The sequence below is a fragment of the Streptomyces sp. TOM-9 genome (genome assembly GCF_056858595.1).
Genome location: NZ_JBXEQB010000001.1, coordinates 81,181 through 107,426 on the forward strand (window position 1 = coordinate 81,181; position 26,246 = coordinate 107,426).

Consider the following 26,246-nt stretch of genomic DNA (forward strand, 5'->3'; position numbering starts at 1 on the left):
GCGTCAGGCTCGCAGGCAGCGCACTCGGAGTCCGGAGATGACGGCTTTCTCGAACTTGTTGACGTCACCGTCCACCGTGGCCACCCGGTCGGCCGCGTCGAGGATGTCGCTCAGGTCCCCCGGCTCGGCGTCGATGCGCCGCCACACCTCGGCGGGGTCGATGTCGACGAGGTGAGCGAGCTGCTCGTCGACCACCTGATGGTGATCGCGCACCACCCTGACCAGGTGCCGGATCAACAGCGCCTCGTCGTCGGTGATTTTGTCGTCCGCCATGATGACGAGCCAGGTGACCCACAGCATCAGCTGCGGGTGCCGGCTCCGCTTGCTCAGGCCTTCGGCGAGTTCGATCACCCGCGCCTCGTTCCGGAAGACGGCCTGCGCGTGCCGCCCCGCGAGCAGCGTCGTATAGCGGTTCAGCAGCACCGCAAGGGGAACGCCGACCAGGGGGATACCAATCTTGATGACGTTCTTCTGCAGGAGGAACTTCCCCACGACCGGGAGGCCCCTTGAGGCGGTCAGTACCCCTCCGGAGTAGAAGCGTTTGATCAGGGGACGCACGAGGGCCGGAACTACCTTGATCGCACCTTCCCGGACCGCTTCTCCACTCTTGATTGTGAAGGCCACCCGGATGAGCTTCCACATGTCTTCGGGGTCGGACAGGTCCAGCGGGACCCGGTAGAGGACTGCGATGTCGTAGGCCAGGCGCAGCTGGAGCCGGCTGATGTAGGCGACGTCGACCATCATCGTGGCGACGGCGGCCGGGACCGTGGCCGGCGAGGCACCGCCAAGACTTCCGAGGGTGGCGATGACGGCCGCCGTATAAGCCCCGGCAGACAGCCCGCCCTCGAGCGCGGCGTAGCGGGCCGCCATCTTCATCCGCTGATCGACGATGGCATCCGCGGGCACACCCTCATACCGCTCCTGGAAATACTGCCAGTCGACCTTGTCGGTGTAGGAACTCAAAGCTTGAGCGCTCAGCTTGGTGAACCAGCCACCCGACTTGATGTCGTCCGCGCTCAGCCCCTTGACGAACTCCCGTATCTCCTCCCGCTCATGCTCGACAGCCTCCCGGTCCGCATCGTCGTCGACGTCGTCAGCGACGGTGGTATCGACAGTGTCAATACGGGCTTCGGTCATGACCAGTTCCCCCCAGGGATGGTGCAGCGTGGAGCCAGGCTGCCAGGCGTGGACAACGCTGACGTCTCAACACGATGACTCAAGCGACCGGCACAGCTATCGAACGGATGTGCCGTCGAGTTGAGCTGCACCCTAGCGCGTCACCATGCCGCCGGTACCGACGATCACGACCGCAGACTCCCGCCCGCACCCTGCACGAACACAGCCCGGCATGTCACACCAGCCCCTGCGGGCCAGAACGCCGGAAAATGACGATGGCTCAGGGAAAGACAAGCGGCCTCGTGCCGTGACTGGAAGGGTTCACCGGGTCGCGGTGCTCGGCAGGTCACTAGCTGGTCCAGGGCAGGCGGATGGCTTCGAGCGTGGGGTCCGTGAGCAGGTCCTCGATGAGCGGGCGCGGGCCGCAGACTTTGGTGCCCCACAGGTCGTAGTCGGTGCAGACGACCCAGGAGCGGTCCGAGGACCACAGGTTTGACGGGGTGTACAGGATGTCCGGGTTGTCGAAGAGGGATGGGGCGTCGCCCAGGCGGCCGGAGCGGACCTGTCCCGTTTCGAAGTCCTGCGTGATGATCGGGTTGTAGTAGGCCTGGCAGGCGGTGTCTGCTCCGTGAGGGCTGTGCGCTGTGAGGAAGCGGATCAGCTGGTCCCATGTCGGCCTGTCGAGGCCGCCCTCTGCCGGCCATTCGACGGAGCCGGGGTGGATGCCCGCCTCGCTCGCGGAGGGGAAGCAACGAAAACATGGATACAGGCCCGGCGGCACGACCGGATCGCCGGTGCGGGCGGCCAGCTCTGCCCAGCGCAACCGCTCCCAACCCGGGCCGGGGTGCTCGTAACGGCTTTGGGCGTGGTTGACGGAATCTCCCGCGGTTGGCCCACGCTCGTACATGCCGCCGAGCACCCAGGCGGCGTCGGGCCAGCGGGGTGCCTCATAGCCGGTGAGGCCGTCGTCCCGGGCGAGCTCGGCGAGCCACTCGGTCTCGGAGGCGGGCGCCAGAGGCCACAGGGCGAGGATGTCATCGGGCATCCGCCAAGGCTACGGGCCCACGCCTAACCGGCATCGCGACCTGGTGAACGTTCCCGGTCACAGCACCAGACAGCTTCGACCCCGGGGGTCACCGCTGATCCAGGTCCTGCTCGAGCAGACGCTGCAAGCGCTGCGCGCGACGCTGACCGATGTGCAGCTGCGTCTGCAACTGCCGCAGCGACACACCCCTGGATGCGTTGCGGCCGCCGCCGGCACGAACAGTCGCATCAAGACGACGCGCCTCCTCCAGGAGAACATCCCTGTCCAGGCCAGGCCGGACCCCCGACGCAGATGATGCTCTTTGTTTGAAAGCCCCCACCCCTTGCTTGCGGGTGGGACAGATCTGCTCGCTGAGATTTCCCGCCCATCCGTCGCCGTCAGGCACACCCCCTCATGGGTCCTGACCGATGCGGCACAATCGCGGTCGACTGGGCGGGCAACGGTGGGGGTGGGAACGTGGGGCGTTTTGGCTTGCGAAGCCGACGTAAGGGCATACCGGCCGGCGCTTCTGGCTGCGGCTGCTGAGAATCCCGGTGGCAGCGTCGCCGAGATCGACACGAGGTATATCGACGACCCGAACGGCTACGTACCCGCCGAAGCGATCCGCGGCGCGTGGTTGGTGGACGGGAGGGGGAAACTGACAGGTGAGTACGAGGAGAATCCCCGTCACGGGATGCCGCAGGACGACTTCAGCAAGCTCACTGATCCTGATCACTGGCTTGGCGATGATCCCGCGACCGCCGTCCGCAAGGGCATCGAAGAGTCCTTGCGCGCCCAGGTGGCAGACGCAGTGGTCGAGTGGGTCAAGAACCTTGAAACGCCGCGGTTTCTCACCGGTGGGCGTCGGCATGCTGAGGACGAACAGGTCATGTTGCTCACCCGGGCGGCACTCGCCGCGCCGTTTGCGTTGTCCGTGCGCACAGCGCAGTACGGGCCGGGGCTGAGGGGCGGTGCTGGCGGTGGGGGCGGCACGACCGGGGCCGCAATGTCGGGCGGCGGCGCAGGAACCTTGGATGGCGGGACCGGCGGTGGGGGCAGCGGGGTGGGGACGGGGACGGTGGGTGGTCTGCTGGGACGGGCGGGGGGTGCGGGCGTCAGTGCTGGGGCCGGCTCGCCGGGGGCCTGGGGGCGGGCAGCAGCGCCGGGGCTGGGGGTCAGAGCGCGGATGCGGGCGGTCATGGCGTCCCAGGCGGCGGCATCAACGGGGTTGTCCGGGCGGGGGCCGAGTCCGGGCACCGTGGTGACGGCGTGGCGGGTGCGCCACAGTTCGGTCAGGGCGCAGGTCAGCTCCCAGGCGGTGCGGCGCTCAATGGATTCGGCGGGTGGGGGCGGGCCCAGCGGCCGGGCCCAGGCCGGGGGCAAGCCGGCAAGGGTGTGGCCGCGTTGGGCCAGGGCCCAGGCGAGGATGCGGTGGCGTACGGCGAGGTGGTGGCGCCAGTGGGCGGGGGTGTCGGGATGGTCCTGGGCGGTGCGGTCGGCGACCCAGTCCGGTATGCCGGACGGGTGCGGGGGCTGCTGCGCGCGCCGGCCCGGCGTCCCCAAGCGGCGGCGCAGTTCGGCGGTGAAGGCGTCGGTGAGCGCATCGGCCCCGGCAAGGACGGTCAGGGCGTGACGGAGCCGCTGGTCGGCCTCGAAAACGCGGGTGCGGTGGTGGCGGCGTATCGCGGCCAGCGAGGACTGTGACAGGCGCGGGGTGCGGTCGCGTTGCCAGTCCTCACGCGCTGCGTCCCGCCAGGGCAGGGCGCAGCGCAGGGCGTCCTCGGCGATAAGGTCGCAGCGCTTGAGCGCCCGTCTACCCCCCAGACGCGGTACTCGCACGCGAGACAGGCCCCTCCGAGGCGACGAGGAGGGGCCTGCTCTATGGCCGCCGCGCCCAGTAGTCCCGGAAGCCTTAGCCTCCAGGGCGTTTGCCCGATCCACGGACGCGCCGGCTACCGCTCGTCGGAGGCGGTTGGACGACCACTCGACTCGCTCCATCAGGCTGCCCCGACTGTTGCCTGGACGCATCCTGAGAGGGTGGCCCCGCCTGGCTTCCCCTTGGCTCTGGCCGGGCGGGGCCGCTCAGACGCCCGCCTGACCGTGCGGGGCCCAAGCTGCGGCCAGGCGGGCCCCACGGACGCGGCTTCGCCCCCGGACCTCCCCTGCTGCCGTGGGCGGGACCGCTCGTCACTCTCGTGAGCTGCTCGGCTGGCGCCCGCGTGCGGCCGGGGCAACGCTGGGCTTAGTGCTTGAGGTCCGTCAATCCCCCACCCGTCGAGGCCCTTGCACGTGGCTCGCCCCTGCCCCGGTGCTGTGGCGGGGGCTGCCTCATGCCCGGACATGACGAGACCCCCACCGCGGCAGCGAATGCAGTGGGGGCCTCAGCCGTCGGCCTCCCGTGGTGCTTGCCGTCGGAAGCCCGGCGGCTCACGGCCTGCTCGTCCCGCTCGGCGACCCGTCGTCCGGGGACCTGCGGGCTGAAGCCGAGCCGGTGCATCAGCCTCGTCGCACCCGGGGACGCTGTAGGAGACGTGGAACTTCCGGCCGATCAGCGTGGCCACCCTCGCCGCGGTCCACACCTGGTCCTCCACCCAGCCATGCGCAGCCGGGCCCTGTTCCAGATACGCGACCAGCTTCTCCAGACAGCGTCGGGACAAACGGCATCGAGACCCGCTCGGGCCACGAGAAGCCGAGCCTGCGCACCGCCATCCCGCTACAACTGGTGCCATTGATAAGCAGACTGCGTACTCACCCGCAGATGCCGTGCCACTTCCGACGGCTTGATGCCCTGCTCGAACAGCTCGGCTGCCTGCATCCGCACCGACTCACGGCGCTGACTTCCCACTGCGGTCATGCCGCCCCGATCCGCATATCTCACACACCCCGGGATACAGACACCACACCGGGGCTATCAGGCGCATCACCGAAGTTCACCCCAACGAGCCGATGTCAGTATCTGCGCCACAGCCCGGCCCGTCCGGTCCGCAGGTGCCGTTCGACTTCGGCCTCGAGCTTGCGTTTGCGGCCGGTGCGCTTGAGCGCGCTCTGGATCTGCGCGCGGGTCAGCCGGGCAACCTCGCTGGGGGCGGGCGCGACCGTCACCGTGCGGTGCTGTTCCTCCCGTCCACCACCAGCCACGTCACACTAGCCGTCAAGGTCCCTTGAGGCCTCGAACGCTGTCATGCGACTGCCAGGACGATAGCCGTGTAGTGCGCGGTGAACGCGGCGATGGTAAAGGCGTGGAAGACCTCGTGGAAGCCGAACCAGGCCGGTGAGGGGTCAGGGCGCTTGAGTCCGTACACGACGGCGCCCGCGGTGTAGAGCAGGCCACCGGCGATGACGAGTACGACCACCGCGGTGCCGCCGGTGTGGGCGAAGTCGGGCAGGTAGAAGACGGCCACCCAGCCCAGCACGAGGTAGCACGGGGTGTACAGCCACCGGGGAGCCCCGATCCACAGCATGCGGAAGGCGATGCCGGCCAAGGCGCCTGCCCACACCACGGCCAGCAGCACCAGCTGCTGGGCTGCGCGCAGCAGCAGTACCGCCAACGGGGTGTACGTGCCGGCGATGATCAGGAAGATGTTCGCGTGGTCCAGCCGGCGCAGGACCGCCTCCCCACGGGGCCCCCAGGTTCCGCGGTGGTAGACCGCGCTGGTAGCGAACAGCAGGCAGGCCGACAGCGCGTACACCGAGCAGGCCGCAACGGCCGCAGCCGAACGCGAAACGGCGATCAGGACGATGCCGCCGACCAGAGCGAGGGGGAACACGCCGGCGTGCAGCCAGCCGCGCATCCTCGGCTTCAGCGCAGCCGCCGCGCGTTCCACCCCGCCTTCCAGACCCGCGGCGCTCTGCCCGGCAGTCAGCCGGCCGGTTGCGCCAACAGGAGCATCAACCGCCGGGGTGTGGAGGGCTTCTGGCGTGGTGCCGGGGCGGGGCTGGGGCTCCCGCCCGTGTGCCGGCTGCTGCGTCTCTTCGGCGATCATGCGCTCATATTCTGGAGTCGGCGGAAGAATGCGCGGCCCGGCAGGTCCTGCCGGACTGCGGGGTCAGCGGCCCAGGGCGGCTTCGCCAGGCGCCCTGGGGCGGGCACATCGAAGGCATCAAGGCCTTGATGACCTGGAACGAATCTATTTGCGCGTCAGCGGTCGGACGCCTGCCGGGATGCGGCGCGGCGGTACTCGGCGTTGATGCGCTGCGCCTCTGCGAGCTGGTCTTCGAGGATGACGATGCGGCAGGCGGCCTCGATGGGGGTCCCGTGGTCAACGAGCTCCCGGGCGCGGGCGGCGATGCGCAGCTGGTAGCGGGAGTAGCGGCGATGGCCGCCCTCGGAGCGGAGCGGGGTGATCAGGCGGGCTTCGCCGATGGCGCGGAGGAAGCCCTGGGTGGTGCCGAGTATCTCGGCGGCCCGGCCCATCGTGTAGGCGGGGTAATCGTCGTCGTCAAGCCGGCTGAACGAGTCGTCTGCTGTCATTGCACCTCTCTGCGAAAGCGCGCGGAGGGGCCCTGGTGCCGTATGGCACCAGGGCCCCGAAGGAACTGCTACACCATCTGCCGGCCCTGGTACTGCGCCGGCCTTCTGTTTCCGCCCACCCGACCGGAATGCTGCCGGGGGTGCGGGGATCGCATTTGCTTGACCGGAGACCACCTCACTATCGATGTCCTGCGGTACCCAGGCTCAAGATGTCCGCCCGGGCGATCCTGATGGCGCTCGGCTCCTCCGTTCTTCCCTCGGTGATCAACTGCTTGCCAAAGAGGGGGCACTGCATACTGCTGGTACTGCGTACTACTGGTGATGCGAACTGCTCAGTGGCCTGCGACAGCGCCACTCTCCGGCAGCAAGCCCCGTCGCCCGTGGCCCCTGCTCTGGCCTAGAACCAAACTGCCGAACTTCCCGGTGCGCGCGTCCGCAGCCCGACGCCTTCACCGAGGTACTGCCCACTCACTTCACTGCTGGGTAGTGCGAACTGAACTTGCAGGTACTGCTCACGGCGACCCCTGATCACTGCGGGCCACCCGGTCCGGTCGTCAGTCCCGTCGCCGCCCTGCAACGACCGTGGCTTCGGAACTCCACCACCGCACCGTCCTGCACACTGCAACTAGCTGTACTGCGGATACTGCTGACCGGCAGTTCGTCTCTGCCAGGCCCTCTGGTCCCTCTGGGCTACGAGAGAAACCATAACCACACCACCGTCCAATGTCTACTTCAGCCAACACAGATTTCTGCGTGTTCGACACTGAGGTAATCGGCTGCGAACGGGGACAACCGCGGGGCCGCCAGCGCCGGGTTGACGGGCCGCGGGCCTGGGCACAAGCACCCGGCAGGGCACGACCGGGCATCGACGATCCTGAGACCCGGGGGGAGAAACGCAATGAGCGTCAAGTCGTAACCGCCCGCTCCACGACATCCGCCGTCCGGCGCACGCGATAGCCCCCCCCCCGAGGCGACGACACATGCGCAGGTCCATTCCGGCAGGCGCGCCGGGAGCTGGGCGCAACTGCTGCTTGTCCACGGAACGGGAGCCTCTCTCCGCTATCTGGCAGTGCGCCGTGCGCACTCGTGTGCGCCCCGATTCCCCGAACTACGTTCTCTGCCGCTCAGGTAGACGGACACCGTGGGGCCTGCGATAGCCACCCGGCACCAGCTCCTAGTCCAGATCGGCCCGTACCGCCAGGACGGGAGTGGGCGGGGTCGAACGAAACCCATCGGCCCCGGGGCACGGATGCCTCCTCGGCTCGGCGCGCAGGCGACGGGGCCCATCTCCCCGTAGGAACGCTGCACCCACTGCCAGGGTTGCCTCGAGGTGCTGCAGCGACGGACCTCAATTCAGATGGAGCCTCGACCCGTAGCAGCGCGCTCGCTAGCGAGGGGCAGCGACCCCTGAGCAGCAAAGGGCAAGCGCCGACCGCGACGGGGGACTGCGCGGTCGGCACCTGCTGGCACAGCTTAACTCCTTGACGCGTCAATGAGTAACCGCTTCATGGCTCTGCGCCGAGGGGACTCAACCCCGCTTCGCGATGAGCTCGACCGAGCACAAGTTTGCTTGACGCGTCAAGTAATGCTTTCATGGCGTGCGGGAGGGTTCGGCCCTCGGAGTGGGTCGCTCTGCCACGTGTTGAAGAGGTTGGGCGCCGCATCACGAGTCGGACCAGTCCTGCCGAACCCGGGCCAGACAGAACCGAACCTTTCCGTGCTCCCCTTGATCGTCGATCGCCTGCGCGTGTTCAAGGAGTCGGTGCCGCCAGGTCTGTCTTACCGACAAGCACAGACTGCTTGTCGACCGACGCAAAGTTCACCGGAGCGCATCACAAGGCATGCCACGCCTTCGTGTGGACCCGTCGTCACGTGCTCTTTTCGACTAGGAATCATTGTGTACATAGCCGCTGTCATCCTCAGTGTTCTGCTTGCTCTCGTCTTCCTCGCCGCCGGCGCTCCCAAGGTGCAGCTCAAGGGCGCCGTCCCAGACGGCCTCATCCAGAAGGGGCTCAGCTCCGGCTTCGTCCGCTTCGTAGGGCTCTCGGAGGTCGCCGCGGCTGTCGGGCTGAGTATCGGCATCTGGTGGCAGCCGCTGGGTATCGCAGCCGCTGCCGGCGCGGTAGTGGTACTCATCGGCGCGATCAGCTTCCACGCGAAGAAGGGCGAGTACAGCGACAGCGCCACCCGCAATGCAGCGATCACCCCTATCGCGCTGCTGCCCATGGCCGCGGCCACGGCTCTCACGCTGGCCGCGTCACTGTAGGAGCTGCCCTCACCCGGCTCCAAGGTGAGACGCTCCCACTGCGGAATTCAACCGCATCGGCTCGCCGACCTCGCCGTGGGCATCGGCGACAACCTCGCCCACCGTCCGCGCAGGCCGACGCCAGCGGGTGCACAGCCAGCCCCGGTTCTCACCGCTGGCCCCATGGCTTCGGGGACCTGGCCCTACGTCGTTCCCACCCCCTTAGCCAGCAAGGGGGACTGGGTGCGCGGCGGAATCGGGGGCCCTTCACCAATGCCACCGCCGAGGGGGCGGTGATGGAGCGGTGCGTGCCGGCCTCGGTGCGGGTGCTGGGTGAGGGCGTAGACACCAAGAACTGTGATGCGGTGGTCTTCGCGGACGTCCTGGGGTCCACGGTCGACATCGTCCAGGCCGTCGGCCGGGCCCTGCGTATGCAGCCCGGCGAAGGCAAAACGGCCTCCGCGATCGTCCCGGTCTTCCTCAGCCCCGGCGAGGATTCCGACGACATGCTCTCTTCCCGCTCCTACGAGGGCCTGACCAAGGCCCTGACCGCACTGCGCGCACATGACACCGAGGCCGTCGAGCAGCTGGCCACCCCGCAGGCGGCATCCCGGCGGCGGTCCGCCCCATCTGGGGCTGCCGGTGGAGGGCATGGCGAGTTGGGAGGCGTCAGTGCGCCGGCGAGTGGACTGCTGTCGTTCTCCGCGCCGCGGGACCCTGCGCAGCTGGCGGCGTTCATCAGCCTGCGGGTGTTGCAGCCGGAGTCCGAGTTCTGGCGGCGCGGCCTGCAGGCAGCCCTCGCCTACCACGGCGACCACGGCGACCTGCGCGTCCCTTACGGACACCGCACTCCCGACGGCTTCCCCCTCGGTGTGTGGATCACCCGCCAGCGCCAAGCCCACACCCGCAGCCTTCTCGACGCCGAACGGGTTCAGCAGTCGCCGAGCTCGGCATGATCTGGAGCCACGGGGAGCTCGCCTTCACCGAGGGCCTGGCCGCTGCACGCGGCTGGGCCGCCGAACACGGCCAGGCCCTCGCCCCCACCGACGCCACCTGGCAGGGCTACGCCATCGGCCAATGGCTGAAGAACCAGCGCGCAGCAGCCCGCTGCAGCAGTGCAGCTGGTAGCCGGAAGGCCGCAGGGCTGGACCGCGACCGGCGGCAGGCACTCGAAGACATCGACCCCGCCTGGTGCCCCACCTGGCCCGTGGTGTGGCAACGCTGCTTCCACCTCGCCCGCACCTACCACACCGCCGGCGGCACACTCCCTGACCGGGACGCCCAGCTCGTCATCCACGGCGAAGACATGGGCCGCTGGATCCACACTCAGCAAACCCAGTGGGACACCCTCACCACCGTCCAGCAATGGCTCCTGACCGAGATCCTCGGCATCACCACCGCTCCGGAGGAACGCACGCCGGCCCTGAGGGCTGCAAAGCCGAAACGCACCCGGACACAGATCTGGGCCGCCAACCTCAGCGCCGCCCGCCGACCGACCAGGTGCCCAACCTGTCGGGCGCCGAGGAGACCTCATTGGCGACGCAGGATTGTCGTCAGGGCGGCCACCCAGTCCTACGGCGGTTCGGCCCTCGGCGGTCCGGGCGAGGCAGATCTGTCATGTGGCGCCACTCCGCTCAGGTGGCGGTCGGCCAGGCCTTCTCCCACATCGCGGCCCGGCCACGGCGCAGCTGACGCCGTATGCCACCACACCCGGCACACCGACCGGACATCCGGGGCCGGCTGACCCTGTAGGCCCGCCGGCCCCGACCCGCCAACCAGACCAGCACAGGGCTTCAAGGCATGGCGGGCTTCCGGGACGTGCAGAACGAGCGCCCGTGGTGGTGTCCGCCCACCGGATCCGCCAGCCGGGTGCCTTGACTGCCACGGTGACGCCGACGACCACGGCGAGATCTGCATGCAGTTGTTGCGCTTGAGACAAAAGCTCTTGACATTGACATGCCATTTCTTCGTCGCCAGAATCAGCCCGTCGAAACGGCATCACAGGGGGAGAATTTGATCAAGAACAAGCTTCGCATCGCAGCCATCGCCCTCCTCACGCTCGGGGCGAACGCCCTCACCCTCGCAGGCCCGGTGTCAACGGCTCACGCGGGAGCGTTCGGGACGGTAGAGAACAGGCTGCCGTCGAGCTACACCGTCAAAACCGCCCGCTTCCTCAGCGACGGCGCCAGCAAGTGCAACATCTGGAACCCCAGCGGCGGGAACGACGGCAGCGCCAACGTGGTTCGGGCCACCTGGAACTGCAACACGCGATGGCTCCCGTCCGGAAAGTCCAGCGACAGCGAATTCGGCTGGTTCTATGACGCGGACGGCGTCATGGTGGAATCGAACTACATCTACCAGGACGGCAGTTGGGCCCAGTCCCCCACGGCCTTCATGTGGACACGCTTCCACGACTACGACAGGGTCATCTGCGAACTCGACTACTACGGCCGGCCTCACTGCTACACCGCATAGCCTCACACACTCTGCTGAAACGGCACTTTGGGGGCGGGCCATGGGCTGGGCCGCCCCCAGGTCCACGGGCAGGTGGGCGGTTTCGCAATGGACTTACGATGTCGCCGCCGGATTCACGCTACGCGTGCCAGAGTCATTTCGGCAGACGGTTCGAGCCGGATCCTGCGACCACTGCGGATTGCCATCGGGGGGGTCGTTGATCCAGGTCAGCCCGCCGAGGTCGAGGCGGGTACGGGCGCGGGTGACGGCAACGTAGGCGAGGCGGGCGTCGGCGTCGTCGATCGGACCGGGCAGAGGGTTTCAGTGCTCGTCGGTTTCGTCGCTGTCCTCGGATGGGTGGAAGTCGTCGGCGATCTCACCCTGGGGCCATTCGCGGCCCTTGGCTTTGTGCGCGGTCGACACGGTCACCTGCGCGTCCTGTTCGCGGACCAGTCGGTTGACCACGGCCAGGACGGCGTCGGCGCCGTGGTAGTCGACGAGGTCGACCAGGGGCTGCGAGATCTTCACCCACCTCGCGCTGAGCATCGGCATCACCAACGCCATGACCGCCCTGCGCTACGGCAAGCAGGTCTTCGACCAGCGCGACGACCAGGGCACAGCCAAGCCGCACGAACACCTCACTGCCGACACCGGCCGCACAGCCGAGGACGCCCGCTTCACCCAGGGCGCGGCCATGCTCGCGGCACTCAACCCCGAGGCCCTGCCCAGCAGCGAAGGATGGGACATCGCCGAGAAGTACGCCCCGGGCCTGCACCAGCTGGCTGTCGGCCACCTCTACGGTGACCTTCTCGCCGGCATCGGCCTGCACGACCCGACCAGGCGTCTGTGCCTGCTCTCGGCCGTCACTGCCCTCGGTGGCGCCACCACGCAGCTTGCCTTCCACATCGAGGCGGCCCTCAACGCCGGCGTGCTCCGGAAGGACATCGTCGCGGCCCCTCACATTGACGGCAGCCGTCGCAGGCTTCGTCAAGGCCGACGAGGCCCTTCAGGCCGCCGAAACCGTCTTCGCCCGCCGCGACGCCACCGGCCAGAACAACGAGGACTTGCCCGGCCGACCACGTGACTGCTCGGTGTCCGGGTCGTTGATGTGAATACGGGGCGGGGTGATCTGACAGATGCAGAGCGGGAACGGTCGCGGCCATTCCTGCCGGTCAGCAGCAATAGGCGTTCTGGCCGGTGGCGGGATCACCGGCAGGTGATCGACGGGATTCTGCACCGGGTCCGGACCGGTGTGCAGTGGCGTGACCTGCCGGAACGGTTCGGGCCGTGGAAGACGGTCTATGTCTGGAGCTGCTCGGCTGGGTGATCGGGTCCGCCGACCGCCTCGGCGCGCTCGCGCCCTGAGGCCGGCGGGTGTCGTCGCCCACCGGTCCCGAGCGTTGGAACCCCCTGGGTCACGGAAGCCCGGCACGGGGCCCGGCGTCAGTCAGGCTGGTGAGAGTTGGCTCTCCCCGCCGTGTGTTGCAACCGCAGCTCGCGGGGGCTCACACCGTACGTGGTCTTGAAAACGCGACTGAAGTGGGCCGCGCTGGCGAACCCCCACCGGTGGGCGATGGCCTCGATCGTCATGAACTGATGCACTGGCGAGGCCAGTTCTTTCTTGCACTCCTCGAGGCGCTGCGTCCTGATCCAATCACTGAGGGTGATACCCGCTCGGGACAGGGTCACGTACAGCCAGCGTACGGAAACGTCGTGCTCGGCGGCGATACGTTCGGCGGTCAGGTCGGGGTCTGCCAGATGCAGGCGGACGTATTCCTGAACGCGCACAAGAAGTGTGCTGTTCAAAGGCGCTCTGGCCAGATCGTCCCGGTCCAGGGCCACGGTGACCACAGCCCTGATCAGGTCGACACTGGGCTCCGTGAACAGGGCGGTCTCAGCTTCGCCGGCCGCGGCCTGCTGGCGGGCCAGCCGGGTGAAGAATGCTGCTGTGGCACCCACGACCGGGCGCTCCGAACTGAGTGGCACGGCGGTGACCTGGTCGAGCAAGGACGGCCGCAGCCCCAGGACATGCGTGGGCACGCGCACGAGAACCGAATCTGTTGAGCCGTGGAAAAGGACCTCATAGGGCTTCGCATTGTCCAGCACCGTGAGATCCCCAGCCCTTCTCAGTGCGTGCCTACCCCCTTGGCGGACATCGGAGACCCCCGCCTCCTGGAGATGGACGAGAACGTGCGGCACCATGTCCTCGTCCACCGGGGCAGCGGTGCACAGGAGGCGGGCCACGTTCCAGCCGATCTCCGAGACTTTCACCGACCCCAGCGCGTTGGTGGTCACATAGGCCCGCTGGCGATGCGGATTCGGCGGAAGGTCCACCTCTACGCGCCCGTTGATGGACCACGAGAATTCACGGATCGCGTCCGCACGATGACCAGGAGCCAACGACGCGGCGTCGAGTCGAACTACCATGCGGACTTCCTCCTGAACAGGTCGCGGAGCCTGCGTAGCGGGCACATTTTCCGTGGTACTGCGGCCAGTGGCCCATTTCGCAGGTTTTACTGCATTGCGCATCTTTATTTCTGCTTGGCTGTCGAGCGAGCGATCAACCGGCTCAGGCGGCACCGGGCCGCCTCCTTCGCCACCAAGTCCAGCGCGCATGTCGCCGACCAGTTCGGGCAAGCCAACCCTCGGCTGCGCCGAGCCATCCAAGGCGAAGGCCGCAGGACGAGCCTGCCTGATCCACGCATGCGCCCGCATCGCGTGGCGCGGATCGGTACGGCAGCACCGATCACCCGCCGTGTTGGTGAGAAGGGAGATCGAAGGCCTGCAAAGGATCAGTCTGCAAGACGCCGACCTGCCGCCACTCCACGGGAGACACGCCGTAGACCGCACGGAAGGTGCGGCTGAAGTGCGCGTGGCTGGCGAAGCCCCAGCGGTGTGCGACGGCCGCCACGGTCTGCCCCGCGAGTTCCGGGGACACGAGGTCCCTTCGGCATGCCTCGAGTCTGAGGCGCTGGATCCAACGGCCGACGGTCATGGGCTCGTCCTGGAAGAGCTGGTACAGGTAGCGAACGGAGATGTGGTGTGCGGCCGCGAGTGAGGCCGGGCAGAGTGTGGGGTCTTGCAGGTGGGCGCGAATGTAGCTGCGCAGGCGTCGCAACAGGTCCGCCTCCGCCGCAGGCGTGGCCGCTTCGTCCCTGATGTTGCCCTGCAGGGCGACCAGGGCCGTCAGCACGTCGACGATCCCCCGTCTGAGATAGTCCTTCGCAGTCGGCGCGTAGATGCAGTGATCCGTCATCGTGACGAGTCCGTTCACGTACGACGCGAGGATTCCACTGATGCCTTGGCCGGTTGAGTAGGTCCGGCCGGTGGCCAGGCGCAGTGCCGAGTCGGGGAGATCCAGCATCTCGCGCGGGACTGTGACGAGGTGCCGTCGTACCGGGCCGGTGAACTCGACGGCGTAGGGCCTGCGGGTGTCGAGGATGACGAACTCGCCGGCGGCGACCGGGGTCTCCTGGCCGTCCTGACGCGCGACGCCGGCACCGGTTCGTTGCAGGCTCACCACCAGCGACTCGTCGCCGTCCGCGGCAATGAGCGGCGCGGTCCGGGCCAGCCGTTGCGGGCTTGTCTCGATGACGCCGGCTTGGACGCCCGCCACGCATGCCCGTCGAATGGCGCCATGGATCATGGCCTCTCCCAGGCTACGGACCTCCATCTGGATGAACGCCTGGCCCACGGCGTCTGCCCAGTACTCGGTCCGCTCATCGGGCGGTTTGCTGTCAGTGCGGAATGCTTGGATCACGATGCCCTCGCAAATTGCCAGGGAGCCATTGCGTTCCCGGGACCTGCGCAACGCGTCCACGCATCGCGCGACGCCGGGAAGCCCGTACCCTGCCAACGTAAAGCCCAGCCGCGGTCACCGACCGCCTCCCGGCCGAGACTGCGGGACACCCCCAGACATGCGATCGGGAAACTGCGGGAAAACCCGGATACCCCGGCCGGCCAGTTGTGCCGGAGTCCGGCGCCGGGAGACCCGAGCCCCGCACGAGGCGATGCGGGGCCCGCTCCCCGAGCACACTCTCATCACCCCAGACGGCAAGTCCGTACTGCCCGACGCCATCGACCGCGCCGTGCGGCTGCCCTGCTGCGTGCTGTGGCTGGACAAGGACGGCGACAACCTCGGAGGGACGGGCGGGACGGCCAACAAGCTCGGCGTCGGCATGGTCCACACCGGCAACACGGTCCCGCCAGAGGAGGAGATCACAAACGGCAAGGTCTCCAGTAACAGGTCGGTGAAGGTCGTCGACGTGGAACAGACACCGACCGCCGGCTGACCGGCGTCGAGCGGCGGCCGCCACCTGTGCACGGCAGGGGCCGCATTGCCGTGTGTCACGGAACGGGTGGACGACACCCGGGGCGGTCGCCATGCTGTTGCTCATGCCGAGCAGCGATGAGCCCCAGGCGCCGACCACCAGGGGCACAAGTACGGCGCGGCCTCGTATGAGGCCCTGGCAAGCCTTCGGCTCGCTCTTGCCCTCTGCGGTCGGCGTTTGGGCCGTCGTCCAATTTGGCTCACCGGAAGTGCAGTTGATCGCCACCGCGCTACTCGCGATATCAATTGCGCTATTCGCGATACGGGTTAGCGTCCTATTTGCCAATAAGTCTGCAATTGAGGCTAGTCGCGTTCGCGTCCGGGAAGCGGAGCGCGACCTAGAGAATGCTGTTCGCCTCCACGCGCATACCATCGTCGTGGGTAACGACGGACCCCCCGTCACCACGCCTTCATCGAACAACACCCCCATTGGGCACTACGGCAACCCGTATGCAAGCCAGGCCGAGAGCCACCGCTTGACCCTGGCAGAGCAGTGGAAACTCACGCACGCGCGGCTCGTTCTCTACCACCAGATCGCACTGGAGCAGGCAAAGAAGTCTTTCCGGAATGCCCAGATCTCAATGGGGCTAGGGTTTGCTCTACTCGTCGGTTTTGTCATCGTCGCGTTGAAGGCGAGCACTACTGCGGGAAGCATCGTCGCCGGTGGCCTCGGCGCGGTCTCCGCAGCCCTGGCCGGCTACGTCAGCAAAACGTTCGTCCGGTCCCAGGAGGCTGCGGCTACACATCCAAGGTCGTACTTCGACCAGCCGTTGGAGTTCTCCAGGTTCCTCGCTGCAGAAAGGCTCGTGGCCGATGCCGGTCTGACCGCCGAGCAGCGGCGCGAGGTTGTGGTGGCCATCGCTCAGGCCATGGTCGCCCCGGCGGCTGCACCGGTAGCTGCCAACAAGGAGCAACAGGCCGCATAGGTCCCCCCGTCACGCAATGGAACTGCGTGACGGGGACGAGGTCCTCGCCGTCACCCCGCCCGCCGCGGTCACCTCGGTGGCGTTCAACGGGCACGTGCAGGCAAAAGGCCGTGCGGTGAGTTGGGTCCGCGTTTGCCGATGAAGTGGAACGCTGCCAAGGCAAGTTGGCCCGGGCCGCCTGTTCCGCGCCCGGAAGGTTGAGAGCGGCGGCAGCCACGTTCGCCGGCTTGGTCGTGGAGGCTTCACACCCGATTTCCGGCGGCTGTACACAGTCGGCTGCCAGGCGGGCCTGGCCGCAGGGGGCAGGTACTGCCGGTCCCAGGGGGAGGTACGGATCACGGGCGGCCCTGGCGCCGCTCGCCGCCAGTCAGAACCCACGCGCGGTCTTCCCGGTATAGAGCGGCTCGGCCGTCAACCCGCTGCCAGGTCCGGTGTGCACGTCCCTCAAGGTCGGCTACGTCCTCGCGGTCGCCTGCACCACAAGGGTGCGCATCAATGACGGCCGCAGCCCGGTCCAGGCACAGATCGTCGCCGACCGACTGCCCGCTTTCGCCTGGCACCGGCACAGCGCAGGAGCAGGCGCGAAAGGCCTGCGCTACTTCGACTGGGCCTGGGTCCACATCGGCGACGACGACCATTGCTACCTGCTCGTCCGCCGCAACCCCAGCGCCCGTGAGCTGGCCTTCTACCCGTGCTGGTCACCAGACGCGGTGGCATTGTCCGAGCTGATCCGTGTCGGCGGCATCCGCTGGAGCATCGAGGAGTGCTTCCAGGCCGCCAAAGGACAGACGGGACTGGAGCAACACCAGGTCAGGCACTGGACCGCCTGTCACAGGCACATCACCCTGGGCCGGGTACGTGCGCCGCGCGCGCTGGCCGTACATGCCTGCCGGAGGTAGCCTTTTGAAAGGCGTACGGGACTGGCTGGGCTGGTAGGTCCTGTTGGGCCGCGGAAATTCGTGCACCCCAGGAGGAGCGGCTCGTTTTTCTGAAGCGGTCCCGGGGATTCGCGGCTGTCCACAATATACCCCTCGACAAAGGGGCAGCATTCGCGACTGCCTTGTGCGCGGAGGTCAACCGTCCAGAAAGCTGTCCGGCACGTGCTCCGGCCAGGTGTCGGTCAGGCGTGTCGATCCCGGACTCACCGTGTTGAGACCTCGACGTTCGATCAGCGACGGGTTGTGCACATGGGCTGGCTTACCTTCGGCTACTTCGTCTCGTACATTCCCTACGCCATGCTGGTGAAGGCACTGGCCAGCGGCGTGACTCCGCTGTCGACTCAACCGGTCAACGGTTTCGAGCTGCTGCCCGCAGCCGTCCTCGGACAGCTCGCGGCGTTGACCGTCTTCTTCGGCCTCACTGGTCGGTGGCGGCACATGCGGCGGAGCGGGATCGGCAACGCGCGGATACCGGTACCGGGCCGGGAGACGCTGACGGCCGGCTTCTTTACGTCGCTCATCATCGGCTCCACCACGATGAACTACACCTTTTCCGGTGTCTCGATCCTCTTCATGCTGTTGCTGATGCGGGGAGGAGTCCTGGTCCTCTCCCCATTGGTCGACATGACCCGCAAGCGGCGGGTGACGACGCCCTCCTGGGTAGCGCTGTGCCTCAGCCTGATAGCGGTTTCGGTGGCTCTCGGCGATGTGCACAGCTATCTCCTCCCGCTCGCTGCCGCGCTGAGCGTCCTCACCTACCTCGTCGGCTACCTCGGCCGGTTCGAGATCATGATCCGGGTGGCCAAGAACGGGGTTGTGGCAACGGACCGCCGCTACTTCGCGGAGGAGCATGTCGCGGCACCCGTATGCCTGGTTCTTCTGCTGGGGGCAGGGGCGCTGGTCGGGCAACCGCAACTGCGCGCGGGTTTCACCACATTCCTCGGCACCCCTGCCGCCCTGGCGGCAGCGGGGATAGGAGTGGCATATGAGGTGCTGTTCGTCTTCGCTACGCTGATCTATCTCGACCGGCGGGAGTACACCTGGGGTGTGCCGGCATGGGCGTTCGCCAGCCTGATGTCCGGCCTGGTCGCCTCATTCTCGCTCGCGTGGGTGGCCGGACTCCAAACTCCGGGGACCTCTCAGCTGATCGCGCTCGCGTTCGGTGTCGGCGCGGCGGGGGCCCTGTCCTATCCATCAGCCGTCGTCTGGTGGCGGACCCGCTGCACCGGCACGGCATGCCGCGTGCTGTTCGTCTGCGGCGGGAACACCTCACGTTCGCCCATGGCCGAGGTCATCGCGTGGGCCCAGGCCGCGGAGGCGGGAGTCCCACACCTCTTCCGGTTCTCCAGCGCGGGTGTCGCGACGACGCAGCCTGCGAGCCCGATGACTGAGGACGCCCGGTCCGCGCTCGCTGAACTCGGTCTGCAGCGGGTGCCGGGCCGGGGGAATCCGCGCCGCCACCGCTCACGCCCGGTCACCCCGGAGGTCTGCCGGGTCAGCTCCGTCATCTACTGCATGACCCGAGCCCACCGCGACAGGGTGATCGCCATGGCGCCCGAGGCCGAGGGCCGCGCCTTGTGTCTGGACCCGCTCCGTGACATCCCCAATCCGGAGGGGCAGCCGTTGGACGTGCACCGCAGGTGCGCCCGGCACATCCAGCGGTCCGTGCACGTCCGGCTTTGCGAGCTCCTCGGCGTCCCGGACGGCGCTGCGGCCCCGCGCTCGGACGAGGGTGATTACGGATGACGCCCGGGCTCCGCGACGGTCTGTCCCTGATCACCTCCCGCCACTGCACGAGAGCCTTTCTGGACCGGGTGGTGCCATGGGAGGTCCTGGCGGAGGTACTCCTGGCCGCCGGCCACGCACCCTCGAGCCGCAACACCCAGATGTGGCAGGTGACGGTGGTGACCGGCAGCGCCCTGGAGGCGCTGGTGGCTGCCCTGTGCGAGAGCTTCGACCGCGGTGATCCGCCCAGACCGGACTACGCCAACCGGCCGCCGTCGCTTGACGACGCCGTCGAGCGCCGCGCCGGGCACGCCGCGTCGGGAGTACTGCTCGCCAAGGGCCATGCCGCCCCGGACCACGCCGCCGCTCGGGCCCACCTCCGTGACAACCTGCGCTTCTACGGGGCACCGACCGCACTGGTCTGCCATCTGCCCGGGAACGCGGTGCCGGGCACCTTCCTGGAGATGGGCTTCTTCCTGCAGAACGTCATGCTCGGACTGGTGGCAGGGGGCCTGAGCAGCTGCCCGCAGTTCAGTGTCGCCGGCTACGGGGATGTGCTGCGCCTAAAGCTGGGAATCGACGCCGACCGGCTCGTCGTGTGCACTCTGGCAGTCGGGTACGCGGACGAGGCGGCCCCGGTCAATCGGTTCGTTCCGCGGCGGGCCGGTCTGGAGGAGTACGTCCAGTGGCGCGATTGACGAGCGGATATGGTGCCGGCGTCGGGCGTCGGGCCCGTCTGGTGGCGGTGATCGCCGAACCGGAAGACCTCACCGCGGCTCGCCTGCGTGCCCTCGCAGGAGTGGCCGACGTGCTGGAGGTCCGCGCCGACCTCATCGGCGATCCCGATCCGCGCCGGCTGCGCCGGCATTTTCCCGGACCGCTGACCTACAGTTTGCGCTCGCCGCGACACGGCGGCCGCTCCACCGCCGGCCCGGTCGAGCGGCGCACCCGGCTGCTGCGCGCAGCGGACCACTACGACCTGGTCGATCTGGAGGCCATGGACGACGTGGCGCCGGAGTTGCTGGCGGACATCGCGGCCCAGCAGCGGCGTATCTCCTGGCACGCGCCCCCGAACCCGGAGCAACGGGCCGACCCTGGCCTCCGGTCCGGTCTGCTCCATGGCTCGGCGGCACTGCTCGAGCGGTTCGCCGCGATGACCGCCGTACCAGCGGCCCAGTACCTCCTCGTGCCGCAGTCGGGCACACAGGGCGGATGGGCAGCGCCGCTGCTGCTCACCGGGCTAGGACGTACCGATGTGACGGCGTTCGCGTCCGGTCCGGCCGGCACCTGGACCCGGGTGCTGGCGCCGTGGCTGGGGGCACCCGTAGTCTTCGGCCGGGCTGGTATCGCCGGGGCGGACGGGATGCCCAGCGTGAGCCAACTCCTCACCGACTACGGCCTGCCCGCGCTGCCCCCGCTCAGCGGCCTGTTCGGCATTGCCGGGCGTGCCCCCGGGCGGTCGTTGTCGCCCCGGCTGCACAACGCGGCGTTGCGGGAGTTGAGGCTGCCCGCGCTCTACCTGCCTTTCCAGGTGGATGTGTTCTCCCGATTCTTGCACCAGGCCATGGATTTCGGGGCGCTGGGCGGACCGCCGCTGCGCGGGCTGACCGTGACCGCCCCCCACAAGGAGAGCGCGCTCGAAGCGGCCGACATCGCCGACCCGGAGGCACGGGGGTGCGGGGCGGCAAACCTGCTGTGCCTCGACGCCGGACGCTGGCGCGCGGCCACCACCGACACCTCCGCTGCCCTGCACACCCTCGCCCGGGCCGGAGTCGATCCGAGCGGCCGCAGGGCCGCCGTCATCGGTTGCGGCGGTGCCGGGCGGGCCGTCGCGTTGGCCCTGTGCCAGGCCGGAGCCCGGGTGACCCTGGTCAACCGAGGACTCGCGCTGGGCCGGGCAGCCTCCTCGCGTCTCGGGCTTCCCTATGTGCCGCTGTCCCGGTTCTCCCCGGCGGGGTACACCGTGCTCGCTCATGCCACGCCCCTGGTGGAACAGGAGCCGTTCCCGGTCTCCACCGTCGGCTGGGACGCGGCGGTGCTGGAGATGGCCTACCGCAATCCGCCGACCGCGCTCATGGGCGCCACCCGCGCCCGAGGACTGATCGGCATCGACGGCTGGGAGGTCCTGTTCATCGAAGTACAGGAGCAGTTCAAGCTGCTGACAGGCCATCCGCTGCCCGAGGCACTGCCTCTGCACACCGTCTGCTTCGGCCAAGCCGAGCCGCCCGATGCCCACGACCTCACCGAATCAGCGGGACTCGCCCCGACGCACCCTACGAGCAGGGAGGCACCATGACGACCCGTTCCGCGTCCTCTGCCGGAACGGCCACACCGCGGCCGCCCGGCATGCCGGACGTCTCGGCGCTGCTGGGCGACTGGGTCAACACCGACGAGCGCAGTTTGAAGGGCGCCCACCGGCTGAGCGTGACCTGGCACGAGGGGGGCATGTTCGTCAGGGCCTTCGGCACCGGTAGCCCGCAACCACGCGACTGGGGTGAGGCGTCGGCGGTCCTCTACACCATGCCGGACACACCGTCGGTCGCCTCGTCGTTCTCGGTGGTCTACGACTTCGGCTCGCAGCGCACCGTTGTAGGCGCGTACCACAAGACGGGCGTCCTGGTGACCACCACATGCACCGTCTTCAGCGACGCCGGCGAGGGTACCGATCACTGGGCCCGCTCGTTCTTCCACCGGGCAGAGGCACGGCCATGACGGCACATGCCGTCGATCCGGGAACGCTGGCAGGCGGCTGGGTCAACTGCGACACCACCGCCACCGGTATCCACGTGGTCGATGCCGCGATCGACCGCAGCGGGCTCACGCTGCGGATCACTGAGCGTGGCGGCCCGGAGCCCCCACAAGGCGCGCTCGCGTCGACCACGACGCCAGTCACCAGAGCCATCTTGCCCGCCGTCCCGCTGGCCGACGACATCGACGCCACCGAGGCCGTGGCCTTTCTCGCCGAAGGCCCGCTCGACTCCCGGCAGGTGGTCCTCGTCGGCTACCTCAACCGCGGCCTGCTGACCATCGATGTCCATACCGTCCATACCGTCCATCCCGCCGGAACCCGGATACCCAACACGATGTACCGCGCCCACTTCTTCCGCTTCGAAGAGGCCACCCCCATATGACCGACGACCTGGGCCACGCCACCCGTCCGGCCCGCAAACTGGCGGTCGGCGACGACCAGGCAGTTCTCGGTGCCGTGGCGAAGCTCGCCGAAGACAGATTCGCCCCCCGTGCCGATGAGTACGACCGCACGACCGCCTTTCCCACCGAGGACTTCGACGATCTGTTCTCCGACGGTCTCCTGGGCGCCGCTGTGCCCCGGGGGTACGGCGGACTGGGCTACGGCCCCGCGCAACGCAATACCCTCCCCCTGTGGGAGATGACCACCACGCTGGCCAAGGCCGATCTGTCGCTGGCCCGCTGCTGGGAAGGGCACGCCAACTCACTTGTCCTCATCGACGCCCTCGCCACCTCGGAGCAGAAGCGGCGCTGGTTCACCGGCGTGGTGGAACACGGGGAGAAATGGGCCGCCTGGAGCGGCGAACCCCAGACCCCCAAGCCGGGCGAGAGCGCTCGCTTCGGCACCACGCTGACCCCCGTCCGGGGCGGCTGGACCCTCCGCGGCAGCAAGGCGTTCGCCACCGGCGCGACCGGCGCGCAGTGGGCGATCCTCCTCGTCGATCCGGCCGGCCCCGGCGGAGCACGCCAAAGCCGGGAGGTCCACGGCAGGCTCCTGCTGCTCGCCTGCGACCTGTCGGACCCGACCGTGACCGTGGACACGTCGTGGTGGGATCCCGTCGGTATGCGCGCGACGGCCAGCCACGTGGTGCGCTTCCACGACACCGTCATACCGCGCGAGCATCTCATCGGCAGCCCCGGCGGCTACTTCGACGGGCAGTGGCAGACCGCCTTCGTCCCGCAGTACGCGGCCAGCTTCCTCGGCGGCGCCCTGGCCGCATACGAGTACGGGCTCGCGTATGTGAAACGGCAGGGCAAGAGCGGCGATCCCTATGTGCAGCAGCGGGTGGGCAGCATGGCGGTCAATGTCGAGACCGCCCGCCTCTGGTTGCGCCAGGTCGCAGGTCTGTGGGACGAAGGCAACCTCGACGAGGCCCGGATCGCCGGCAGCAGGGCCTGGCATGTGATCGGGCATCTGGCGGAAGAAACGGTGCACCACGTCATCCGCGCGTGCGGCGCCCGCAGCCTGATCCGCCCAAGCCCGGTGGAGCGGATCCTGCGCGATCTGACCTTGTACAAGCTCCACGACAACGATGACCACGTGCTGGCCACCATCGGCCGGGCAGTCCTCGGTGAGCCGTACGACCCGTTCTTCCACAGACTCTGACGTCCGCACCGGCCTCGCGTCACACCACCGCACGACGGCGGGTCACCCGATCCGCCCGGGTGGGCCGCCACGTCGTCGCGATCAGGGCCGGCCGTCGACGGTGACGGCCACAACTCGCCGTGGACGTGCCCCAGGCGAGGGTCGGGGGAGATCGGCCGCGTACGGGACCTACCCGGCAAGAAGCTGTTCCTGGCCGCCACGGCAGCGGTCATCGTGCTGGCCGTCGGGGCAGTGGGCGCCGTCAATCGGCAGCTGACCGGCGACATCAACACCTTCTCAAAGGGTGTTTTAACCTCTGGTGTTCTAGTTTCGTCTGGTGTGAGGCCGGTCCTTTACGGGACTGCCGATTATGAAGGTGCTGATGACGCAAGTGGGGCGATGGGGTAACCGTCTTGGGCGCACTCCTTCTGTTTCATCCCAAGGCGCGCCGTCGTGCACCGTTCGCTTCGCGCGCCTGGCGTCTACGCCTGGGCCGGGCCAATGGAAGGCCGGTACTCCAGGATCATGACTGAGCGCCGTCGCTGCCTGTGCTGTGCCGGGTACGACTACCAGTCCAGGTGTGCGGCGAGGAAGGGTGCGTGTTCAGGTGCGGCCTTGCGTGCGCTGAGGATGGTCCTCGCGCTTTCGCCGACGGGAATGCGGAAGGGGGCCTTGTCGCCCTGCGCGATCGTCGCTGTCACGACGTCGGCGACCTCTTGGACGGAGACGGGTGCCGCGCGGAACGGCCCGAGTCTGTCCAGCAGGGGGCGGTAGGGGTTGCTGTCGTCGAGGTGGACCTGGGCGCGCTCGGCGCCCCCGGAGGTCACCGCGGGTGGCTGCACGACGTGCACGGACACTCCAAAGCGACCGGTTTCGATGGCGAGGACCTCGGCGAAGGCCTCCAGGGCGTGCTTGGTCGCGCTGTAGGCGCCGATCAGCGGGATCACCAGGCGGCCCTGGATGCTGGACATGAAGATCAGCTGCCCGCTCCCGCGCCGGCGCATCTGGGGCAGGAGGCCCTGCGCGACGCGCAGGGCTCCGAAGGTGTTGAGTTCGAACAGGTCGCCCAGCGCGGCCAGCGGGATCGTCTCCAGCGGTGCCCGCACGGTCGCTCCGGCGTTGCTGACCAGGACATCGACGTGGCCGGCCTCGGCCAGCGCCCGGTCGACCGAGGCCTGATCGGTGACGTCGAGTGGCAACTTCTGTGCCGCCGGCAGGTCTTCGAGCATGGTCACGTCGCGGGCTGTCGCGATGACCTCGTGGCCTTGTTCGTGGAGCGCTATCGCGGTGCCCTTGCCGATGCCCCGGGACGCGCCGGTGATGAGTACGCGGGCCATGAGTGGAACCCCTTTTTTTGCTGGCGGGCGGCCTGTGGGTGGGCGGCACGCGACGGAAGGCATCGCCAATCGGCTGTGGTTGCCGTTTCCCGCGACACCAGATGCTATGTAGGGCAACATACATAGTTTGTAGGCGTCAAGGGATGCGCAGGCCGACCCGGCGATCCGGAGGGAGGCTCGCGGGCACGCGTGCGCCGGGGCTCTGGGGGTTTCAGGGCGTGCGCGGTCACCGCAGCGCTAGGGCGTGGCGGCCGGACATGTCAGGTTGCGGGGACGACGCGTGGTGGCACTGAACGGTCGGCCCGGCCCGTGGGGTGGCGGGCTTCAGGTACGGATGCGGTCGGCGCTCTTCGGGGACACGCTCGCGGCGTGGCTGACCAGAACGGTGCGTACCGCCTCGTACGGAGTGGGGCTGCGCAGGGCGCGGGAGGTGATCATCGCTCCCTCGATGCCCGCGATCACGGCGTCGGCGAGCACTCTCGCAGAGGCGCGCTCGACACCGAAGGCGACGAAGTGGAAGGCGAGCCGGTCGGTCATCTGCGAGAAGGCCCGGCGGCCGGTTTCGGCGATCTCGGCCGAGTCCTGCGTGGCGCCCTCGGTGATCAGCGGGGCGACGGCGCAGCCTCGCCCGTAGTCGCCGACGATCATGCCGTCGCGGCCCAGTTCGACGTAGAGCTCGATCAACTGGACTGCGGAGGTGGCCTGTCCGGCGGCCCGGTCGATGATCTCGACCTGCTCGAAGGCGTGGGCTTCGGCGGCTTCGATCGCCAGCTGCGTCTTGCCTCCGGGGAAGTGGAAGTAGACCGAGCCGCGGGAGGTGCCGCTGAGCTCGAGCACGTCGGAGAAGGCCGTCGCGTTGTAGCCGCGCTGCCGCATCAGCTGCTTGGCGGCCTGCACCATCTTCTGCTTGGCGTCCGTTCGCCTTCCCACTCCTGCACCCTCTCCACGTAGCATGTATGCTGACCTACATAGTATCTGTACGGGGCGGTAAGCCCAAGAGCGCAGCCACCTCGATCGAGGAGGAGCCTCTCGTGCCTTTCGCTGAAGTTTCACTGCCCCCTGGCGAGCCTGCCGCCCGCATCGAGGCAGTCTCGCGGGCGGCGCACGAGGCACCGGTAACCGGACTGTGCAGGGGAGCCCGGCCCGAGGACGATTTCCGGTTCGGCCCCCGCTGCGAGGAGTGGATCGTCGTGTTCATCATGATGACCTTCACGCTGCCCGCCGCAGGCCCCCGGATCGGGGCGGGCATGATCGCGAAAATCCATGGCAGCCCCGGCCGGCCCGGCCGCGCCACGACGGTCACCCGCCAGGCCCTGCACGCCTGACGAGCCCTGCTGCCTGCGGCTC

Annotated in this window: 25 protein-coding genes and 4 pseudogenes; 17 read left to right on the forward strand and 12 right to left on the reverse strand. The window is 68.5% G+C overall.

Annotation, left to right across the window (positions count from 1 at the left end; all coding sequences use genetic code 11):
* Nucleotides 1–3: 3 nt before the first annotated feature.
* The 3 genes from AC1VWI_RS00370 to AC1VWI_RS00380 form a co-directional block, all read right to left on the reverse strand.
* Nucleotides 4–1,137, reverse strand: coding sequence for a hypothetical protein (locus AC1VWI_RS00370; protein WP_499508831.1), 1,134 nt, complete (start codon nt 1,135–1,137; stop codon nt 4–6).
* Nucleotides 1,138–1,465: 328 nt separating this feature from the next.
* Nucleotides 1,466–2,161, reverse strand: coding sequence for a hypothetical protein (locus AC1VWI_RS00375; RefSeq protein ID WP_499508832.1), 696 nt, complete (start codon nt 2,159–2,161; stop codon nt 1,466–1,468).
* 88 nt (nt 2,162–2,249) lie between these two features.
* Entirely contained in the window at nt 2,250–2,546 is a 297-nt protein-coding gene (locus AC1VWI_RS00380) for a hypothetical protein (protein ID WP_499508833.1), read from the reverse strand.
* A 1,025-nt stretch (nt 2,547–3,571) separates the two neighbouring features.
* Between AC1VWI_RS00380 and AC1VWI_RS00385 the strand changes: the two genes are divergently transcribed.
* On the forward strand, nt 3,572–3,844 hold the full coding sequence (locus AC1VWI_RS00385) for a hypothetical protein (protein WP_499508834.1): 273 nt from the start codon (nt 3,572–3,574) through the stop codon (nt 3,842–3,844).
* A 724-nt stretch (nt 3,845–4,568) separates the two neighbouring features.
* Here the strand turns inward: AC1VWI_RS00385 and AC1VWI_RS00390 are convergent.
* From AC1VWI_RS00390 to AC1VWI_RS00405, 4 genes and pseudogenes are all read right to left on the reverse strand, one after another.
* Nucleotides 4,569–5,018: pseudogene (locus AC1VWI_RS00390) on the reverse strand (helix-turn-helix domain-containing protein); the annotation flags it as partial.
* 71 nt (nt 5,019–5,089) lie between these two features.
* Nucleotides 5,090–5,278 (reverse strand): hypothetical protein, encoded by a 189-nt coding sequence (locus tag AC1VWI_RS00395; protein ID WP_499508835.1) that lies wholly within the window; start codon nt 5,276–5,278, stop codon nt 5,090–5,092.
* A 41-nt stretch (nt 5,279–5,319) separates the two neighbouring features.
* The gene (gene trhA / locus AC1VWI_RS00400; protein ID WP_499508836.1) at nt 5,320–6,123 is read right to left on the reverse strand and encodes a PAQR family membrane homeostasis protein TrhA; all 804 of its coding nucleotides are present in this window, start codon (nt 6,121–6,123) and stop codon (nt 5,320–5,322) included.
* A gap of 155 nt (nt 6,124–6,278) precedes the next feature.
* Entirely contained in the window at nt 6,279–6,611 is a 333-nt protein-coding gene (locus AC1VWI_RS00405; RefSeq protein ID WP_499508837.1) for a MerR family transcriptional regulator, read from the reverse strand.
* A gap of 1,897 nt (nt 6,612–8,508) precedes the next feature.
* On the opposite strand from AC1VWI_RS00405, the gene AC1VWI_RS00410 reads away from it, so the two are divergent.
* From AC1VWI_RS00410 to AC1VWI_RS00425, 4 genes are all read left to right on the forward strand, one after another.
* Nucleotides 8,509–8,877, forward strand: a complete 369-nt coding sequence (locus tag AC1VWI_RS00410; protein WP_499508838.1) for a DoxX family protein — start codon at nt 8,509–8,511, stop codon at nt 8,875–8,877.
* Between the two features lie 287 nt (nt 8,878–9,164).
* Nucleotides 9,165–9,812, forward strand: a complete 648-nt coding sequence (locus AC1VWI_RS00415) for a helicase associated domain-containing protein (RefSeq protein WP_499508839.1) — start codon at nt 9,165–9,167, stop codon at nt 9,810–9,812.
* Nucleotides 9,809–10,600 carry a helicase associated domain-containing protein gene (locus tag AC1VWI_RS00420; RefSeq protein WP_499508840.1) on the forward strand — a complete coding sequence of 264 codons (792 nt, stop codon included), beginning with the start codon at nt 9,809–9,811 and terminating at the stop codon, nt 10,598–10,600. The genes AC1VWI_RS00415 and AC1VWI_RS00420 overlap by 4 nt, the downstream gene beginning before the upstream one ends.
* A 269-nt stretch (nt 10,601–10,869) precedes the next feature.
* Nucleotides 10,870–11,331, forward strand: coding sequence for a hypothetical protein (locus AC1VWI_RS00425; RefSeq protein WP_499508841.1), 462 nt, complete (start codon nt 10,870–10,872; stop codon nt 11,329–11,331).
* 93 nt (nt 11,332–11,424) lie between these two features.
* Here AC1VWI_RS00425 and AC1VWI_RS00430 read toward each other — a convergent pair.
* Nucleotides 11,425–11,826, reverse strand: a pseudogene (locus AC1VWI_RS00430) (3'-5' exonuclease); the annotation flags it as partial.
* 46 nt (nt 11,827–11,872) lie between these two features.
* Here AC1VWI_RS00430 and AC1VWI_RS00435 point away from each other — a divergent pair.
* Both AC1VWI_RS00435 and AC1VWI_RS00440 read left to right on the forward strand, forming a co-directional pair.
* On the forward strand, nt 11,873–12,394 hold the full coding sequence (locus tag AC1VWI_RS00435) for a carboxymuconolactone decarboxylase family protein (protein WP_499508842.1): 522 nt from the start codon (nt 11,873–11,875) through the stop codon (nt 12,392–12,394).
* A gap of 24 nt (nt 12,395–12,418) precedes the next feature.
* Nucleotides 12,419–12,613: pseudogene (locus tag AC1VWI_RS00440) on the forward strand (transposase); the annotation flags it as partial.
* A gap of 140 nt (nt 12,614–12,753) precedes the next feature.
* On the opposite strand, the gene AC1VWI_RS00445 reads toward AC1VWI_RS00440, so the two are convergent.
* The gene (locus AC1VWI_RS00445; RefSeq protein ID WP_499516688.1) at nt 12,754–13,737 is read right to left on the reverse strand and encodes a helix-turn-helix domain-containing protein; all 984 of its coding nucleotides are present in this window, start codon (nt 13,735–13,737) and stop codon (nt 12,754–12,756) included.
* Nucleotides 13,738–14,056: 319 nt separating this feature from the next.
* The gene (locus tag AC1VWI_RS00450) at nt 14,057–15,070 is read right to left on the reverse strand and encodes a helix-turn-helix domain-containing protein (RefSeq protein WP_499508843.1); all 1,014 of its coding nucleotides are present in this window, start codon (nt 15,068–15,070) and stop codon (nt 14,057–14,059) included.
* Nucleotides 15,071–15,320: 250 nt separating this feature from the next.
* Between AC1VWI_RS00450 and AC1VWI_RS00455 the strand changes: the two genes are divergently transcribed.
* The 9 genes and pseudogenes from AC1VWI_RS00455 (at nt 15,321) to AC1VWI_RS00495 (ending at nt 23,583) form a co-directional block, all read left to right on the forward strand.
* A complete protein-coding gene (locus tag AC1VWI_RS00455) occupies nt 15,321–15,602 on the forward strand; it encodes a hypothetical protein (RefSeq protein ID WP_499508844.1) in 282 nt (93 codons plus the stop codon).
* Nucleotides 15,603–15,855: 253 nt separating this feature from the next.
* Complete coding sequence (locus AC1VWI_RS00460; protein WP_499508845.1) at nt 15,856–16,566, forward strand: TRADD-N-associated membrane domain-containing protein; 711 nt, start codon at nt 15,856–15,858, stop codon at nt 16,564–16,566.
* A gap of 449 nt (nt 16,567–17,015) precedes the next feature.
* Nucleotides 17,016–17,414, forward strand: a pseudogene (locus tag AC1VWI_RS00465) (IS701 family transposase); the annotation flags it as partial.
* Nucleotides 17,415–17,753: 339 nt separating this feature from the next.
* Complete coding sequence (locus AC1VWI_RS00470; RefSeq protein WP_499508846.1) at nt 17,754–19,250, forward strand: arsenate reductase/protein-tyrosine-phosphatase family protein; 1,497 nt, start codon at nt 17,754–17,756, stop codon at nt 19,248–19,250.
* Complete coding sequence (locus tag AC1VWI_RS00475) at nt 19,247–19,927, forward strand: nitroreductase (RefSeq protein ID WP_499508847.1); 681 nt, start codon at nt 19,247–19,249, stop codon at nt 19,925–19,927. Before AC1VWI_RS00470 ends, AC1VWI_RS00475 begins: the two co-directional genes overlap by 4 nt.
* Nucleotides 19,915–21,525, forward strand: a complete 1,611-nt coding sequence (locus AC1VWI_RS00480) for a hypothetical protein (protein ID WP_499508848.1) — start codon at nt 19,915–19,917, stop codon at nt 21,523–21,525. Before AC1VWI_RS00475 ends, AC1VWI_RS00480 begins: the two co-directional genes overlap by 13 nt.
* A complete protein-coding gene (locus AC1VWI_RS00485) occupies nt 21,522–21,941 on the forward strand; it encodes a hypothetical protein (protein ID WP_499508849.1) in 420 nt (139 codons plus the stop codon). Before AC1VWI_RS00480 ends, AC1VWI_RS00485 begins: the two co-directional genes overlap by 4 nt.
* Nucleotides 21,938–22,360 (forward strand): hypothetical protein, encoded by a 423-nt coding sequence (locus AC1VWI_RS00490; protein WP_499508850.1) that lies wholly within the window; start codon nt 21,938–21,940, stop codon nt 22,358–22,360. Before AC1VWI_RS00485 ends, AC1VWI_RS00490 begins: the two co-directional genes overlap by 4 nt.
* Nucleotides 22,357–23,583 carry an acyl-CoA dehydrogenase family protein gene (locus AC1VWI_RS00495; RefSeq protein WP_499508851.1) on the forward strand — a complete coding sequence of 409 codons (1,227 nt, stop codon included), beginning with the start codon at nt 22,357–22,359 and terminating at the stop codon, nt 23,581–23,583. The genes AC1VWI_RS00490 and AC1VWI_RS00495 overlap by 4 nt, the downstream gene beginning before the upstream one ends.
* A gap of 545 nt (nt 23,584–24,128) precedes the next feature.
* Here the strand turns inward: AC1VWI_RS00495 and AC1VWI_RS00500 are convergent.
* Together AC1VWI_RS00500 and AC1VWI_RS00505 are read right to left on the reverse strand one after the other, a co-directional pair.
* Nucleotides 24,129–24,899 carry an SDR family oxidoreductase gene (locus AC1VWI_RS00500; protein ID WP_499508852.1) on the reverse strand — a complete coding sequence of 257 codons (771 nt, stop codon included), beginning with the start codon at nt 24,897–24,899 and terminating at the stop codon, nt 24,129–24,131.
* A gap of 324 nt (nt 24,900–25,223) precedes the next feature.
* Nucleotides 25,224–25,829: a TetR/AcrR family transcriptional regulator gene (locus tag AC1VWI_RS00505; RefSeq protein WP_499508853.1), complete on the reverse strand. Its 606-nt coding sequence runs from the start codon at nt 25,827–25,829 to the stop codon at nt 25,224–25,226.
* Nucleotides 25,830–25,855: 26 nt separating this feature from the next.
* Between AC1VWI_RS00505 and AC1VWI_RS00510 the strand changes: the two genes are divergently transcribed.
* Nucleotides 25,856–26,224, forward strand: coding sequence for a hypothetical protein (locus AC1VWI_RS00510; RefSeq protein ID WP_499508854.1), 369 nt, complete (start codon nt 25,856–25,858; stop codon nt 26,222–26,224).
* The last annotated feature ends 22 nt before the right edge of the window (nt 26,225–26,246 follow it).